The sequence below is a fragment of the Altererythrobacter sp. Z27 genome (assembly GCF_052683155.1).
In genome coordinates this window covers 2091171-2107706 of sequence record NZ_JBQYMC010000001.1, presented here as the reverse complement: position 1 = coordinate 2107706, position 16536 = coordinate 2091171, and the positions used below count along the sequence as shown (strand labels likewise).

Here is a 16536-nt window from a genome sequence, read left to right as displayed (position 1 = left end):
TGTGAAATCTCTGTTCAATACGCCGCGATCAGATAGATTGCGCGCATGCTGACCGAAAACCTGCTCGATTCCGCCCGCGGCCTCAGCGACGGCATCGTCGCCCTGCGCCGCGCCATCCACGCCGAACCCGAACTGGGCCTGCATACGCCGAAGACCATGGCCAAGGTTAGGGCGGCGCTGGCGGACTTGCCGCTGACATGGCGCGAAGGCCCTTCCACCACCGGGCAGGTGGCCACGCTCGAAGGCGGCAAGCCCAGCGACGGACAGCGCCGCCGCGTTTTGCTGCGCGGCGACATGGATGCGCTGCCGATGGACGAGAAAACCAATCTCGACTTCGCATCGACCATCGAAGGCCGGATGCACGCCTGCGGCCATGACACGCACACCGCCATGCTGGCGGGCGCGGCGCGGCTTTTGTGCGAGCGACGCGACGAGATCGCGGGCACGATCGACTTCATGTTCCAGCCGGGCGAAGAGGGCTATCACGGCGCGCGCTTCATGCTCGAGGACGGGCTGATCGATCCGCTGCCCGATGCCGCCTTTGCGCTGCACATCATGCCGAACGCGCCCTTTGGCGTGCTGGCCGGGCGCGCAGGGCCGCTGCTGGCGGCGGCGGACCAGTTCACCATCACGCTCAGCGGGCAGGGCGGCCATGCCTCGATGCCGCATGATTGCGTCGATCCGATCCCCGGCGCGGCGGCGCTGGTTGGCGCGATCCAGGCGATGGTGACGCGCCGCTTCAATGCCGCGAGCGCGGTGGTTGTCACCGTGACGCAGGTTCATGCGGGGACTGCGTTCAACGTCATCCCCGACGATGTGATGCTGGCGGGCACGATCCGCACTCTCAGCCCCGAACACCGGCAAAAGGCCGAAGCGCTGCTGCGCGAAACTTCCGATCATGTCGCGCGTGCACATGGCCTCACCGCCGAATGCACCGTGAACCGGGGATTCCCGGTGACGATCTGCGACCAGCGCGCAGTGGCATTGGGCAAATCGGTGGCGACCGAGATCGGCGGCGAGGCTGGCTGGCGCGACCTTGCCGACCCGATCATGGGGGCGGAAGATTTCTCCTACGTGCTGGAGAAAGTGCCCGGCGCGATGTTCTTCCTGGGCGTCGCCAATGAAGGCGAGGATTGGCGGCAGTGCTGCGCGATCCATTCGCCGCGCATGCATGTCGACGAGAAGGCGCTGCCGAAAGGGACCGCGATGCTGGCGGGCTGCGCGCTCAAATTCCTAGAGAGCGGCTGGGAGGGCTAAGCCCCAAGCCAATTTGCGCAGACAAACAAAAACCGGGGCCGCCCTTGGGCAGCCCCGGTCGAGGGTGCCTGCGCTCCCCCCGAAGCGCAGGCCGGAGAAATCATCAGGCCGGCCTGCGGGCGAATATCCCGAATCCAGCGATGATCGCATAGCACAATGCCGGCAAAGCCAGTGCAGTTGCAAGGCTGGTGGCATCGGCAAGTGCGCCATAGATCGCGGGGATCACTGCGCCGCCTGCAATCGCGACATTGATGATGCCCGATCCGTCGGCGGCGCGCGGCCCCAGCTTCTCGCAAGCGAGCGAGAAGATTGTGGGGAACATGATCGAGTTCATCAGGCCCACCGCCAGCAGCGAATAGCCCGCCAGCTCACCGGTCGAATTGGCCGAAATTGCGATCAGCGTGATTGCGCCTGTGGCAACGGTCGCCAGCAACAGGCCGGGGCTGACTATGCGCAAGAGGCCCGAACCGATGAACCGGCCCACCAGCGCGCCGCCCCAGTAGATCGAAATGAGCTTGCCCGCTTCCTGCTCGGGAATGTTGAGCACCTCGGCCTGCATCAGATAGTTCACGATGAAGCTGCCGATCGCCACTTCTGCCCCGACATAGAGGAAGATGCACGCCGCGCCGTAGCCGAAGCGCGGGCGCTTGAGCAGAGTCAGCCCTTCGCTGAAGCTGGTTTCCTCATGCCGTTCGCCCTTGAGCCGGTTGCGGAACATCCACACCACCCCGGCGACCACCGCCAGCGCGGCGGCCAAGCCAAGGTAGCCATTGACGATCGCTTGCGTTTCGGCGGTGCGATAGGCGTCGAGTTCGGCCCCGGACAGCTCGGCAGCAGTGATGGAGGCAAGGCTGCCGAGGATGAGGATCGACCCGAAGAAGGGGAAGATCGTGGTGCCCAGCGAGTTGAACGCCTGCGCGAAGGTCAAGCGGCTGTGGGTCGTCTTGACCGGGCCGAGCAGGCTGATCAGCGGATTGGCCACGATCTGGACCAGCACAACGCCGGTCGCGAGGATGAAATAGGCGAACAGGAACACGCCGAACACGGCCGACTGGCTCGCCGGAATGAACAGCAGGCAACCCACCAGCATCGTCAGCAGCCCGGCCACTGCCCCGCGCATATATCCGATCTTCTTCACGAAACGTGCGCCCGGAATGCCCACCACCGCATAGGCGATGAAGAAGCAGAACTGGACGAGGCTCGCTTCGAAGAAGCTCAGCGTGAACAGCTCTTTCAGCTTGGGGATGATCACGTCGTTGAGCGAAGTGATCCCGCCGAAGATGAAGAACAGGCCGAAGACGAAGTAGTTGAGGCCGGGCGCGTCGATCGGAGTGCCGTGTTCCTCGACAGGAACCGGATCCGTACTCGACGCGACGTCAGGTACCAATGCCATTCAGATTCTCCCCCAAAGGCCGCTCGTTGCCGGCCTTGATCTATTGGTCCGGCAAACTAGCGGCGCCGGTGCCGCAGTCTACCTGTATACGAATGCACCGCTGTTTCCCTGTTCAGAACGAACACTCGGTCCCTTCGGGCATGTCCTGCCGCGCAATCGCTGCCACGCTCAAACTCACGGCGCCTTCAGAGGCGATCGTGATGCCGTCGCCCAGGCCTGGAGCGCATGTCGCGGTGATCACCATCTCGCGCCAGTCTTTGCCTTCGGCATGGGCAAGCTGGCTGGTGATGTCGATTGCAGTTTCGCCGATCTTCAGCGTGACGGGCGCGCGCGGACGCTCGGCAATCGCATAGAGTATGCGGAAGCCGCCCACTCCTTCGCCATCCTGCGCGATGGTAAGCTCGGCACCCGGCTCGAATGCGATTTCGCGGGCATCCTCCTGGCGATCCTTGTCGATGCCGCGCGCGGTTATGCCGCCGCCCTGGCCGCGCAGGTTTGGCAGTTCGACACCTCCCGCCTTGGCGACAATCCCGGCGGCAAGCCTGCCGTTGCCATACCAATCGGTGGCCGCGGCGCCGTTCTGCAACGCGCAGCTTTCGTCAAGCTGCGAGAACCCGCCGCGATCGGACAGCGAGAGGCCGTATCCAAGGCGGAACAGTGCGCCATCCGCGCCATTGACCGGCGTGCCGGTGCATTGCGCGGGCCAACTGAACGAAAGCCGCCCGGTCGCTTCGCGCTTGCCGAACAGCACATCTGCCACGCCCGCCCCTTCGCTGCCCGGCAGCCATGAAGCGACGAAAGCATCGGCGGCATTGAGCTCGCGGTTCATCCACAAGGGGCGACCCGAGAGGAACACTGCGACCGCGGGAATGCCTTCGGCCTTGAACTTGCGCAGCAGCTCCAGCCCCTCTTCGTCGTCGAACAGGAGGTTCTTCCGGTCGCCCGCGAACTCGGCATAGGGCTGTTCGCCGAACACCACGATCGCGACGTCGGGGCGGGACTGGAGGCTGCCATCCTCTGAAAGCAAGGCAGTTCCACCGGTTTCGGCTGCCGCCTGTGCAATCCCCGCAAAGATGGACGTCGCGCCGGGGAAATAGTCATTGGTCAGCTCGCGACCGCCCTGCCAGGTCAGCGTCCAGCCGCCTGCGGCCTGCGCAATACTGTCTGCTGCGCGCCCGGCCACGAGGATCGAAGCGCCCTGCTTCAGCGGCAAAACGCCATTGTTCTTGAGGATCACCTGCGACTTGGCGACGGCTTCGCGCGCGATGGCGCGGTGCTCGGCAGAGCCAAGCTTGCCCATGTCCCCTGCGTTCGGCCGGGCCGAGGGCTTGACCGCTGCCGGGCCGATGATCCCGGCACGCAGCTTCACCCGCAATACGCGCCCGACCGCTTCGTCGAGCCGTGCCATCGGGATCGTTCCGTCCTTCACCTGCGCGACCAGGCTTTCGAGCAGCCCCTTCCAGTCGTCAGGCACCATGTAGATATCGAGCCCGGCGAGCAGCGCCTGCGGGCAATCGGTAACGGTGCAGCCCGCGATCTGGCCGTGCCCGTTCCAGTCGCCGACGACCAGCCCGTCAAAACCCATTTCCTCGCGCAGGACGTCGGTGAGCAACGGCTTGTTGCCATGCATCTTCACGCCATTGATCGAATTGAAACTGGCCATGACCGCTTCGACGCCAGCGTCGATTGCAGCGGGGTACGGCACGGCATGGATCGCCTTGAGCTGGCCGATGTCGCCATTGACTTCGCCCTGGTCGACGCCCTGCTCGGTCCCGCCATCACCGAAGAAATGCTTGGCGGTGGCGATTACCCTTCCGCTGCCGAGGAAGTCGCCTGCGCCCTTGCGGCCCTGCAACCCTTCGACCAGGGCCGCGCCCATGCGGGCCACGAGCTGGGGGTCTTCGGAATAGCTTTCGTAAGTGCGGCCCCAGCGGTCATCGCGCGCCACGGCGACCGTGGGCGAGAAGTTCCAGTCGATCCCGGTCACTTCGATCTCGGTCGCGGTGGCGGCGCCGATCTGCCGCACGACATCGGGATCATGCGTCGCGCCCAGCCCGATGTTGTGCGGGAAGATCGTGGCCTGGACCACATTGGTGTGGCCGTGCACCGCATCGGTGCCCCACATGGTGGGAATGACGGGCTCATTGCCGGGAAGCGGCTTTGCCGATGCTTCCCACATCTCGTCGGCCAGCCGGAGCCATTCCGAAGCCGGGGCGAACTCGTCGCCATAGGGCCCGCCATTGCCGCCATTGAGGTAGCTGCCGAAGCGATAACGCTCCATGTCCTTGGCGGTGAAGGAATTGATCTGCGGCTGGATGAGCTGGGCGACCTTGCGCTCAAGGCTCATCCGCGCAAGCAAATCGGCGACTTGCGCATCTTCAGCGGACGCGGTGGAAAGCGGCGCGGGCCGGGCAGGCTCTGCCAGTGTGTCCAGCGCTGTCGTGCAGCCACCCAAGCCGAGTGCGCCCGCAAGAACCAGTGCACCAAATCGCATCGAAACATCCCCTCCCGAAGGATGAACTCACCCCATCCCATTTATGGGAACGTTAAATGAGAACGTTCTCAATGGCAAGTGCCGATGAACGATTGGCGCAAAATCAGATGGCTAGATCGGCCGTGCGATTGCAGCGACCAGCAGCGAGGCCAAGGCGCAAAGCGCCGCCAGCACCCAGAACAGCCCGGCAAAGCCGAAGAGCGGCACCATCGAGAGCGTAAGCCACGGAATGATCATCGAAGGAACGGTATTGGTGAGGTTGAACAGGCCGAGATCGCGCCCGCGCGTTTGCGGCCGCGGCAGGACCCGCAAGGTCTGGCTCGAATGCAGCGCCAGGAACAGCATCGAAGCGACGCCGAACAGCATATAGCCCGCGATGGCGAATTCGAGGCTCGGCGCGAGCGCCATCATTGCCAGCCCCGCTGCAGATGTGCCTGCGCTGACAGCCAGCGGCAGCATCGGCCGGCGCACCCGGTCGGACCATCGCCCGGCGACCAGCGCCAGCGGCACCGCCACGACCAGCACCGTGCTAAAGAGCCGCGCCGCGTCGTTCTCGCCATAGCCGGGCGCGTGCGAGCGCAGCCAGAACAGCAGGAAGGCGAACAGCGCGGCTTCGGCAATCTGCACCAGCAACCGCGCCAGCCACATGCGGGCGACAGCTGAGCGCGAGCGCCACGGTTCGACCGGTTCGCCAACGACGGGAGCTGTCGGCTGCATCAGTCGCGGCAATTCATGGCCCCGCCCCACGATCAGGACCGGGGCGACCATCGCGACCACCAGCATCGCCACCACAACCAGGCGCGCATCATTCCCGAAAAATCCGGGCGTCGTGACCAGTGCCGCCGAAAGCGCACCGAGCGCAGGAGCGAAGGCGAACAATCCGCCGAGCAGCCCCTTTTGCTCGTCGGGCACGCAGTCCCCGGCCCAGGCCGCGAGCGGACCAAGCATCATGTTGAGGCAAAGCTGCCAGGCCATGATCACGAGGATCAATTCGGTGACGCTGTCGGCGTATCGAACCGCCACCAGCAGCACGCTCGAAAGCAGCAGCCCCGCCGCGATCCACCCCGGGCGGCTGCCGCTGCGGTCGCTGAGCCAGCCGAAGCCGATATTGGCAAAGCTGGCCACGATTGCCCCGGCGAAGGTCGCATAGGAAAGCGCCGCTATATCGTCGCTGCCGGTCAGGTCGGCAATGCGCACCGGCAGCAGCACGGTCAGGAAAGGGACATAGGCGACCGCTCCGCCAGCGGCGGCAAGCGCCAGCAGCAGGATGAACCACAGCGGCTGGGGCGCTGGCGGCGAAGCGTCAGGCGTCATTCGTTCCCGGCGCCGGTCCGATCGAAGCGCGTTCGACAAAGGCGGCGGCGACATTGACCGGCTCGCTCGGCATCGGCTCGCCGCTCGCGGCCTGGATCAGCAACTCGACCGCGCGCGAAATCGTAGCGGCGATCGGCTGATCGATGGCCGCCAGCGGCGGCTCGGTGAAGCGCACGATGGGCGTGTTGTCGAAACTGATCAGGGAAAGGTCGTCTGGGATGCGCAGGCCCCGCTCGCGCGCGATCTCAAGCGTCGCCGTGGCCATCTGGTCGCTTGAAGCGATGATGGCTGTGGGCCGGTCGGCAAGGTCGAGCAGCTTGCGCGCAGCTGCAAGGCCGCTGGCGAAACCGAAATCGCCGCGCTCGCACAGGTCTTCGGTGGCAAGGCCCGCCCCTTCCATCGCGCTGCGCCATCCGTCGATGCGCCAGTCGGCAATGTGGTAGTCGGTTGGTCCGGCAATGAATCCGATACGCTTGTGGCCCAGTTCGATCAGGCGACGGGTCGCGAGACGGGCCGCCCCTTCGTCATCCATCGTCATCGGCAGGCCCGGGCCGGGCTCGCGCGAACCGATCCGCGCGAAGGGGATCTTTTGCGCCGCGAGCAGGCCCGTGATCAGCGGATTGTCCGAGTGCGGCGGGGTCAGGATGATCCCGTCGGGCTGGAGCGCGGCAATCGCCGCCTTTAGCTCGCGCTCGACATGGTCGTTATGCGTGTCGACCAGTTCGAAGATCATGCGATAGCCATGCTCGGCGCATTTGAGCATGCCGCCGAGCAACATCTGGTCGACCCAGTCGGTGCCCTGGCGCGATTTCCAGTCCTCGATCGTGCGTTCGCGATCGTTGAGTGCAAGGATGAGGTAGGAGCGCGATCCGCTCATCCGCTGCGCCGCGATCGAAGGAACATAGCCCAACCGGTCGATCGCTTCCTGCACCCGCTCCTTCATCGCGGGGCGGACATTGGGCTCATTATTGATGACGCGGCTGACCGTTTGCAGGGAAACCCCCGCATCCTCGGCTACGTGCCGAATGGTAACTGCCTGCCGCCTGCGCGCCATAGTCTACTGATCCCCGTCCCGGATACAGGCCTTGCCGGTAGCCTTATCTTCCGAGCATTGCCAGACGCGAACCCAATCGATTTCCATCCGCTTGGGAAAACCCGCATCGGAAACGCCGCCAAGGCCGCGCCTTTCGGCCAGCCCGCCGCCGATGGCGAGGTTGAGGATCAGGTGAAAGCGCTGGTCGAACGGAGCGTTGGGATCGTCGCTTTCCGTGGTGAACCATTCGTCGGCAGTGCGACTGGCAAAGGGCTTGCCGTCGACCGTCCAGGTGAAGCTGCCCTCCGCCCAGATCACGCCGAAGGTGTGAAATCCGCCGTCGAGCATGGGGGGATAGCTGATCTCGGTGCTCGCCAGCTTGTTGTCCGGCCAGCCGCCGCCGAAATGCAATGTGCCCAGGATCGTGTCCTCGCGCCCGCTTTCGCAACCCTCGCATGGGACGCCGAGATTGACCGCTTCGAGGATGTCGATTTCGCCCGAGCGCGCCCAGCCGCCATAGGCATTGTCTTCCGGAAGCATCCAGATCGCGGGCCATGTCCCCTGCCCCTGCGGCAGTTTCGCGCGCACTTCGATCTTGCCGTATTTCCAGGCGGCCTTGCCGCGCGTTACCAGCCGCGCGCTGCTGAACGGCTGGACCTTGGTCGCCTGCGCATTTCCGGGCTGTGCGGCGATCGCAGGCGGGAACGCAAGCCCTTCGCTGCGTTCCTTGCGGGCAGTGATGACCAGCTTGCCATCCTCGATCGCCGCGTTGCGCGGGCTGTCGGTATAGCATTGGCGCTCGTCATTGCCGCCGCCCCAGCAATCGACATCGAAGTCCCATTTGGTGCGGTCGATTTCGGACCCGTCGAATTCGTCCGACCAGGCAAGCTCCCAACCGGCGTCTTGTGTGGTGCCGGGTTCGACCGCCGATGCCGCGCAAGAGGCAAGCAGCATCGCACCGAGCGGCAGCAAAGCGAATTTCTTCATATTCATCCTCCCCAATTGGCCCGACGAGAAGCGGCAGGGCAAGGCACAATCCGTTCACGGGCCAATCGCGTAGGCCACAATGCCGAAGCGGGCCCCCGCCCAAAGGCAGGGGCCCGCTCGGTTTGCAGCCTCAAGGCATTGCTTAGAAGTCGAAACGCGCCATGAAGGTGAAGCGGCGATCGTTGCGGAACGCCGAGCGTGTGATCCGCGTCCCGTCGAAATCCACCACCTGCGTTGTCTGGGTCACTTCGTCGAGCAGGTTCACGCCCTGCACGCCCAGTTTGATCTGGTCGGTGACCGCATAGAAGATCGACGCGTCAAGCTGGCCTGTCGATTCCTGCCAGATCGGCGAGAACGGGAAGATGTCGTCTCGCGGAGTGATCAGGAAGTCTGAGCGCCAGTTGTAGGCAGCCCTCATCGCCAGCGGTCCCTTTTCATAGAACACGGTGGCATTGACGGTGTGCTTCGAGACGCCCTGCAGCGGCTGGATCGAAGCGAACGAACCGCGGTTGCCGATCAGGTCCGGATTGGAGAAGTCCCCCGCATCGACATAGGTGTAGGTCAGCTGAGTGCCGAGCCCACTGAGCAGCCCGGGCAGGAAGTCATAGGTCTGCTGGTAGGTGACCTCGACGCCCTTGAGTGTGCCGCCCAGCTCGTTGCTCGGGCCGTTGACCTCTACCGGAATGTTGCCATTCGCGGACGGATAGTCGACCACATTGACGCCGGAGCTGACGATGCCCTTCAGGTCCTTCAGGAAGGCTGACACCGTGACCGAGCCAACCGCATCGAAATACCATTCGGCCGAAATGTCGTAATTCCATGACCGGACCGCGCGAACGTTGCGGTTGCCGGTGAAAAGCTGGAACAGCGGGCCAGTCTCAAGCGTGCCTTCGGAACGCAGGTCGGTCGTGTTATCCGCGATCGTACCGCCCGCACGGAACAGCGAGAGATCCGGGCGGGAAATGCCCTTCGACACGGCCACGCGGAACAGCAAGCCATCACCCACGTCGAGCTTGGCGTTGAAGCTTGGCAGCCAATGATCGAAGGTGATGTCGCGATCATCGATGATCACTTCGCCGGTATGCGCGGCCGCGAATTCCGCCAGTCGCGCCGAGGAGAGCGAGCAGAAACCGGGGGCCTGCTGGCCAACCACGACATTCGCGCAAGCCAATTCAATTTCAGACACCTGGACAATGCCATCGCCATTGCCGCCAGCATCGGTCGCATCGAAGCGATCCGGGTTGGGCAGGGTGATGACACCGCCGCTCTTGACCGTCGTATCGACATAGCGGAGGCCGAAATTGCCTTCGAGCGCCCAGCCATTGCTGAAGTCATGCCCGAAATCGACTCGGGCATAGGCAGCCTTGGTCTTCTCCGTCACGTCGGAGATTTCGGCGGTGCAGAAGGGATCGCACGGAGTGCCGTCGGCATTCAGGCGATCGGTGATCGGCTCCCATGCTTCGCCCAGCCGGTCAGGGAACGACCATGCGGTAATCGCTGCGCCCTGGGCGGCGGTGGTGCCGTTCAGATATTCGCCGATGAAGTTGTCGCCGCCATAGAAGAAGGCGCCACCGGCCTCGATCGGAGTCGGCACATTGCCGCGCTGGAAGCCATCCGCGAACGGATTGCGGTACTTCGAAGCGTCAGTGAAGTCCTTGGCGTAGGCGCCGCCGCAGCCATAGGCCTGGTAGTCGCCGCAGTTCCAATTGCCGCCGCGCCCGGTCCAGGGTGCGCCAAGCGTACCCCAATTGCCGAAGTTGCTGTCACGGGTCACGCGATTGCGATCGGACCAGCGTGCACCGAAACGGGCGCTTTTGAAGAAGCCATCGTCGCTTATGTCATATTCGAAATCGGCACGAAGACTGTCGAGCTCGCCATCGTTGCGCGCCTGGCTGTCCAGCAGGAACCAGAAATAGGTGTAGTCCGGATCGCTGTAGAAATTCGCCGGTGCGCCGGCCGGAGCCAGGAACTGCACCTTGGGCAGCTTGCCCGTGGCATCGATGCTGACATCGGCGAACGACGCCATTGCACCGATGATCGAATCCTGCCGCAGGTCGGACGAGATGTGCTGCGCTTCAAAATTTGCGCGCAAGCGGTCGGTGATGTTCCATTCCACGTCGAACGAGAAGTCTTCGGTCGTCGCGCCAGTCTGGCGCTGGAACCGGAGCAGCTCAAGCGGCAGACCGCCCCACGGTGAGAAGCCCGAATCGCCGGTCGACTGCGTCAGCACGCCGGTCTGGAAGATGCCGTTCTGATCGAACGTCCATGTGCTTCCAGCGGCCTGGACCGGGAAGCCGGCATCATTGTTGACCAGAGCCAGCATCGCGTGCTCGTCGGTGAAGAACTGCGTATTGGAGCGCAGCCATTCGAAAGTCGCGCGGAAATCGCCGGTGGGATCTTCATACTGGAGCACGGCCGACCATGCTTCTCGGTCGCGCTCAAGCCGGGTGGTGCGTACGCCAGCGCCCTTCGGCGAGATCACCGTGCCAGCCGGCGGGAAGTTGGTGTCATCGAAGTTCTGGTCACCGAAGCCGCCCGAACCTACATCGCGCACACGGATACAGGTCGTATCGAGCGAAGCGGCGCGGTAGCAGGGGTCGGTCAGCTGCGAGGCATCGGTGCGGCTGACCAGCTCCGACTTGGCATAGCCCAGCTGGAACCCGAGCCTGCCGCCATCGGTTTCGACCGTGCCCGAGCCGAGCACCGAAAATTCGGGCGACCATTCTTCGGCGAGATCGCCGTAATTGCCGCCGATCGAGCCCGCGATCTTGAAGCCATCGGAGTCGAGCGGCTTGCGCGTGACGAGATTGACCGTACCGGCAATGCCGCCATCGACCATATCGGCAGTGACATTCTTGAACACTTCGACCCGGCCAAGCAGCTCGGGCGAAACGTCATTGAAGCTCAGTTCGCGCCCACCGGTTGCCGAGAAGATGTCGCGGCCGTTCAATTCCGAGCGCACGAAAGGCAGGCCGCGAATGATCACCCCGGTGCCCTCAACCGAGAAACGGTCCGGGTCGGTGGTCTTTTCGAAGCGGCCGATGTTGACGCCGGGAACGCGCTGGAGCGATTCCGCCACCGAGCGGTCGGGCAGGGCGCCGATATCCTCGGCGGTGATCGCATCGACGAAGGTATCGGCATTGCGCTTGATGTTCTGTGCATTCTCGAGCGAAGCGCGGAAACCGGTAACGACGATGGCGGTTTCTTCCTCCGCCGGCTGCTCCTCTGCGTCAGCGTCCTGCGCCATCGCCGGCGCAGCGATCATGGCGGACAGAGCGATGCTGGAAGCAGTGCTAAGCGCGAGAAAACGGCGCGCACGCGCCGAAGCGTTAGAGTTGGTACGAGACAAGTTATCCTCCCCGGATCACGGCAAACAGCTTTGTTTTGCCCTTGTGAGAAGCAGGCATAACGCATAATGGTAACGTTCACAAGAATAAAAATGAACGTTCACATTACCGCCCTCGGTTTCGCTGCAAAGCGTGGCACCGCTGCCACTGGCGTTCAATGGGCTGGCATGCGAAGAGAGGCGCAGGATGACGCAAAAGAAGCCAATCAAGAAGATCGTCATTGTGGGAGGTGGCACGGCAGGCTGGATGGCGGCCGCGGTGCTCTCGCGCCTCAAGACGGGTCGCCAGCTCGACATCGCCCTGGTCGAATCCGAAGCGATCGGCACGGTCGGCGTAGGCGAGGCAACCATTCCGCCTTTCGTCGATTTCAACCGCCTGCTCGAAGTGGACGAGCGCGAGATGCTGGCCGCTTCGCAAGGCAGCTTCAAGCTGGGCATCCAGTTCGTAAATTGGGGCAAGCAGGGCGACAGCTATATCCACCCCTTCGGCGCCTATGGCTACGAAATGGGCGGGATCTCCTTCCATCACGTCTGGCATAAGTTCCGCGAAGCGGGCGACAACCGCCCGATCCAGGTTTTCAACCTCGAAACCATGGCCGCGCATTTCGGCAAGTTCGCGCGCACGCAGGATTACGCGCGCGACGACCTGCCGCCGGTCAATTACGCCTATCATCTCGATGCAGGGCGCTATGCGCAGTTCCTGCGCAAATATGCCGAAGCGCGCGGCGTTGTGCGCCACGAAGGCCGGATCAACGACGTGCGGCTCGATGGCGAAAGCGGTTTCGTCACTTCGGTCCAGCTGGAGAATGGCGGCGAGCTCGAAGGCGAATTGTTCATCGATTGCTCGGGCTTTCGCGGGCTCCTGATCGAGCAGGCACTCCAGACCGGCTATGAAGACTGGACGCATTGGCTGCCTTGCAACCGCGCAGTGGCGCTGCCCTGCAACCGCGACGATGGCAGCCCCCCGCCGCCTTACACTCGCGCAACCGCTCATTCGGCGGGCTGGCAATGGCAAGTGCCGCTGCAGCACCGCAACGGCAATGGCCACGTCTATTGCGACGCCTTCATGTCGGCCGACGAGGCACATGACATCCTCGTCAGCAATATCGCGGGCAAGCCCACCGCCGATCCCAATCACCTGCGCTTCGTGACCGGGCGGCGCAAGAAGTTCTGGAACAGGAATGTCGTCGCGCTCGGCCTGTCGGCGGGCTTCATGGAACCGCTCGAATCGACATCGATCCACCTCATCAACACCGGGATCAACAAGCTGGTTTCGCTGCTGTCGCTCGATGGCGTGACCCAGGCGCAGGAAGATGCTTTCAACCGGCTGACGGCCAAGGAATATGCGCGGATCCGGGATTTCCTGATCCTGCATTACAACGCCACCAGCCGCGACGATTCGAAGTTCTGGAACTACTGCCGCACCATGAGCGTGCCCGACACGCTGACCGAGAAACTCGAACTGTTCCGCATGAACGGCCAGATCTTCCGCGAGGATGACGAGCTGTTCACCGAAACTAGCTGGGCAGCGGTGATGATGGGCCAGGGGATCGTGATGGGCGGGCACAATGCCGTGGCCGACACGCTAGAAGAGGTTTCGACCCGCAAGGAACTCGACGAGATGGAGAAGTCGATCCGCTTCGTCGTCCAGCACATGCCCGGGCATGGCGACTATTTGAAGCGTTACTGCCCGGCGCGCGCTATCGCCTGATACGCCAAGGGGAGCGCCCCTCGCGAGACGCTCCCCTTGGCGCACCCGACAGGATTCGAACCTGTGACCTCTGCCTTCGGAGGGCAGGAAATGACGGCAATCATGGATATGCTCGGACGATGAAGCCCTCGTAATTCCGCCGTTTTTCGTTTGCAGTAGTCCCGATCCGTCCTCACATGTATTCCATACGCATTCCGTACGCATTCCGTACGGGATGGTTGGAGGCGTTTTTAAATGGCTTTGGACCTGAGCAAAGTCGGCGAGCGAGAACGGCTCAAGCCCCGGCGGGAGCCGCATTGGCAGCGGCTCCGCACAGGATGTTTTCTCGGGTTCCGACCTTCCAAGCGCGGCGGAAAGGGAACGTGGATCGCCCGCGCGTACGACGAAGACGCGGGCAAATATCGCGTGAAAGCACTTGGCGATTTTGGCTCCCTCCCCGGCAATGAGATATTCGCCGCCGCCAAAAAGAGGCAGAGAGCATAGCCGAGCTGGTGGAAACGGGCGGAGAGGTTCGCGCGAGGATCGAGACTATTGCCGACGCTTGCCGCGAATACGGCAAGAGCCGTCCCGAGGTTGAAAGCCGCTTCGAGCGCTATGTCTATTCGGACCCGCTCGGGGAGGTGAAGCTGGCCAAGCTACGCCGTCGTCACTTGAAAGAATGGCGCGAGCGGCTGGAGCGGTTGCCCGCGCTGGTGAGCCGCAGGAAGGGGGGTGAGGCGACTCACCGCGAACGCGCCGCTTCCACCGTCAATCGCGATATGGCCGTATTGCGCGCGGCACTACCTAAGGTGCTTTCGCCCGGTGCACGAAATAGCGAGGCCGCGTGGCAAGAGGCGCTGAAAGCCAATCCGAACGCGAACGGACGAAGGACTCTTTATCTAGACCGTGACCAACGGCGAAAGTTGCTGGAGGAAACTGGAGAGGAAGCCGTGCCTTTCGTGCGGGCGCTCTGTTTATTGCCGCTACGCCTCGGCGCGATGGCAGCGCTCTCGGCTGCCGACTTCGACAAGCGCACAGCGGAGCTCACCGTAGGAAAGGACAAAACCGGCAAGCCTCGGCGCATCCAGTTGCCAGCCGAAGCCGCGAGCTTGTTCACTAAGAATGTGAATGACAAGCTGCCTGCCGCGCTGCTGTTTCGGCGCAACAATGGCAAGCGGTGGGATAGGAACACGTGGAAACTTCCGATTGCGGCGGCGGTGAAGGCGGCTGGCCTCCCGAGCGGTACCACGGCTTACACGCTTCGTCACAGCACGATTGCCGACCTCGTGAGTGCTGGGCTTCCACTACTCACAATCGCCCAGATTTCGGGAACCAGCGCGGAAATGATCGAGCGCCACTACGGGCTTCTTGCTAGTGATGCGGCACTAAAAGCACTGGGAGAGCTGGCGCTTTGAGAGGTCCAAACGGATCGCTCCCTTAGGTTTGACTTGCGTGTGACCAAGGTGGGATCGCTGGCCGTTCCGCTTTCAAGGCACCACTGCCGGGCGATGGCGTGGTGGCTAGCTTCGAAAATTTTATGGGTGCAGTCACCCCCATGCCTGCCGCTAGTTCTGTGGGCCGGGGAATTTCCAACGAACGAGCAGCTGGCGGCTATGCCCGTAGAGGCGGCGAGAGCGATTTTATATGGCGTAGGCGCTGATGAAGCTATGCGGCGCTGTCACGAACGAGTCTATTCGCGCAAAAGAGGTCCCAAACTCAAAAGACTGACTTTGGCGGGCGTTGCGGCCAAGCATGTGGGATACCCTGCTAAGGGTGGCGATGAACGGTATGAACGTCGACTTCGAAAGCGCGTCAGAGAAGATGAACGGGCAGCCGAGATAGCAAGAGAGTTGGACGACGCACTTTGGGGATTTCACGAATCCTGATTCTTTCGGCGGCTGGATTTCCCAAAATTCTTACCCGGTTGCTCTCGCTCCAGCCGATCAAAGAGTGACTCGCAACGTCCAGGCAATCCCGCACGGACCTTGCGGGACACATTCCCATGCAGACACCGATAGCAGTAACGATACCGGATGCCGTGAGAGCTTCCGGACTATCGCGCAGCGCTCTGTACGAAGCCCTGAAGCGCGGTGATCTCGCGGCCCTCAAGGCCGGACGAAGAACGCTGATCTGCTTTGCCGACCTGGAATCGTATCTGGCAAACCTGCCCGCCTTCGCTGCGGAGGGATGAGCCATGGCCGAGATATGCGAAACCCGCGCGGGCAAGGCGCGGGCATCGCGGAATAGCTTTGGAGGCCTGGTCCGCAATCCGGATACCGATCGGCTGCACTCGCCGCAAGGAATTCGTCCGCTGATCGCGCTCCATATCGGAGTTGATCATCTCGCTCAACGGGCCGAGGCAGCCGCGGTTGCGAGCAAACGGCACTCCTCCGAATCCCCTTCCAACCGTGATTCGAATGATGGTCACTAGGCGGAAGGCCAAAAAGCGACGGGTCAACGCGACCGGGCGGAGCGAGGGACACACCGGACGCTTCTCGCGCCTGCCGCAAGGGGTCCAGTTTGGCAACGCGTGCCAATCACTCTCGCCCAATGCCCGGTCCCTGCTTTTGGAGTTGATCTCGATTTACAACGGCGAGAACAACGGCAGCCTCTATCTGAGCATGCGCGACGCTGCCGCTAGAATGGGGGTGGCCGATCTCACTGCGGCAAGCCGGGAATTCGACGACTTGCAGGCGCTGGGTTTCATCGAGATGACCGTGGATTCCGCTTTTCGCGGCGGATCGTCGAGCACTTCGAGGGCCCGTTGCTGGCGACTGGCATTTGGAAATGGCCCCGGACGAAAACTCGCGACGCATGACTATTGCGACAAGGAACCTGCACCCGGCACCCCGGAGCGAAAGCGCATGGAGCGCGGACTGCGATCGCTCAAGACCTACCGTAAGGCGCGAGACCGCAATCAATACCCTGTTCTGGATTCCGAAACGCTGGGGGACTTCTCGCCACCGGGAGGCGGCAAGCAGTATGGGAATCCCATACCGCCTTAACGGGGAACTGCCGGGTT

Annotated in this window: 12 protein-coding genes and 1 tRNA gene; 6 read left to right on the top strand and 7 right to left on the bottom strand. The window is 63.1% G+C overall.

Going from position 1 to position 16536, the window contains the following annotated elements:
- The first annotated feature begins 45 nt into the window (after positions 1-45).
- Complete coding sequence (locus ACUJ47_RS10350) at positions 46-1257, top strand: M20 metallopeptidase family protein (RefSeq protein WP_445538318.1); 1212 nt, start codon at positions 46-48, stop codon at positions 1255-1257.
- A 103-nt stretch (positions 1258-1360) separates the two neighbouring features.
- Here ACUJ47_RS10350 and ACUJ47_RS10345 read toward each other — a convergent pair whose 3' ends face one another.
- The 6 genes from ACUJ47_RS10345 to ACUJ47_RS10320 all read right to left on the bottom strand — a co-directional run bounded on the left by ACUJ47_RS10345 (position 1361) and on the right by ACUJ47_RS10320 (position 11743).
- On the bottom strand, positions 1361-2650 hold the full coding sequence (locus ACUJ47_RS10345) for a sugar MFS transporter (RefSeq protein WP_445538317.1): 1290 nt from the start codon (positions 2648-2650) through the stop codon (positions 1361-1363).
- Positions 2651-2762: 112 nt separating this feature from the next.
- Positions 2763-5144 carry a glycoside hydrolase family 3 N-terminal domain-containing protein gene (locus ACUJ47_RS10340; protein WP_445538316.1) on the bottom strand — a complete coding sequence of 794 codons (2382 nt, stop codon included), beginning with the start codon at positions 5142-5144 and terminating at the stop codon, positions 2763-2765.
- A gap of 111 nt (positions 5145-5255) precedes the next feature.
- Positions 5256-6458 carry an MFS transporter gene (locus ACUJ47_RS10335; protein ID WP_445538315.1) on the bottom strand — a complete coding sequence of 401 codons (1203 nt, stop codon included), beginning with the start codon at positions 6456-6458 and terminating at the stop codon, positions 5256-5258.
- Positions 6448-7512 (bottom strand): LacI family DNA-binding transcriptional regulator, encoded by a 1065-nt coding sequence (locus ACUJ47_RS10330; protein WP_445538314.1) that lies wholly within the window; start codon positions 7510-7512, stop codon positions 6448-6450. Before ACUJ47_RS10330 ends, ACUJ47_RS10335 begins: the two co-directional genes overlap by 11 nt.
- 3 nt (positions 7513-7515) lie before the next feature.
- A complete protein-coding gene (locus ACUJ47_RS10325) occupies positions 7516-8484 on the bottom strand; it encodes a glycoside hydrolase family 16 protein (RefSeq protein WP_445538313.1) in 969 nt (322 codons plus the stop codon).
- A gap of 136 nt (positions 8485-8620) precedes the next feature.
- Positions 8621-11743: a TonB-dependent receptor gene (locus ACUJ47_RS10320; protein ID WP_445538312.1), complete on the bottom strand. Its 3123-nt coding sequence runs from the start codon at positions 11741-11743 to the stop codon at positions 8621-8623.
- A gap of 268 nt (positions 11744-12011) precedes the next feature.
- Here ACUJ47_RS10320 and ACUJ47_RS10315 point away from each other — a divergent pair, with 268 nt between their 5' ends.
- A complete protein-coding gene (locus tag ACUJ47_RS10315; protein ID WP_445538311.1) occupies positions 12012-13535 on the top strand; it encodes a tryptophan halogenase family protein in 1524 nt (507 codons plus the stop codon).
- 37 nt (positions 13536-13572) lie between these two features.
- Here ACUJ47_RS10315 and ACUJ47_RS10310 read toward each other — a convergent pair.
- Positions 13573-13689: transfer RNA gene (locus ACUJ47_RS10310), tRNA-Arg, on the bottom strand.
- Positions 13690-13769: 80 nt separating this feature from the next.
- Here ACUJ47_RS10310 and ACUJ47_RS10305 point away from each other — a divergent pair.
- The 4 genes from ACUJ47_RS10305 to ACUJ47_RS10290 all read left to right on the top strand — a co-directional run bounded on the left by ACUJ47_RS10305 (position 13770) and on the right by ACUJ47_RS10290 (position 16519).
- Complete coding sequence (locus ACUJ47_RS10305; RefSeq protein ID WP_445538310.1) at positions 13770-14018, top strand: hypothetical protein; 249 nt, start codon at positions 13770-13772, stop codon at positions 14016-14018.
- Between the two features lie 8 nt (positions 14019-14026).
- Positions 14027-14929, top strand: a complete 903-nt coding sequence (locus tag ACUJ47_RS10300) for a tyrosine-type recombinase/integrase (RefSeq protein ID WP_445538309.1) — start codon at positions 14027-14029, stop codon at positions 14927-14929.
- Positions 14930-15516: 587 nt separating this feature from the next.
- The gene (locus ACUJ47_RS10295) at positions 15517-15705 is read left to right on the top strand and encodes a helix-turn-helix domain-containing protein (RefSeq protein ID WP_445538308.1); all 189 of its coding nucleotides are present in this window, start codon (positions 15517-15519) and stop codon (positions 15703-15705) included.
- Between the two features lie 226 nt (positions 15706-15931).
- Positions 15932-16519: a hypothetical protein gene (locus ACUJ47_RS10290; RefSeq protein ID WP_445538307.1), complete on the top strand. Its 588-nt coding sequence runs from the start codon at positions 15932-15934 to the stop codon at positions 16517-16519.
- The last annotated feature ends 17 nt before the right edge of the window (positions 16520-16536 follow it).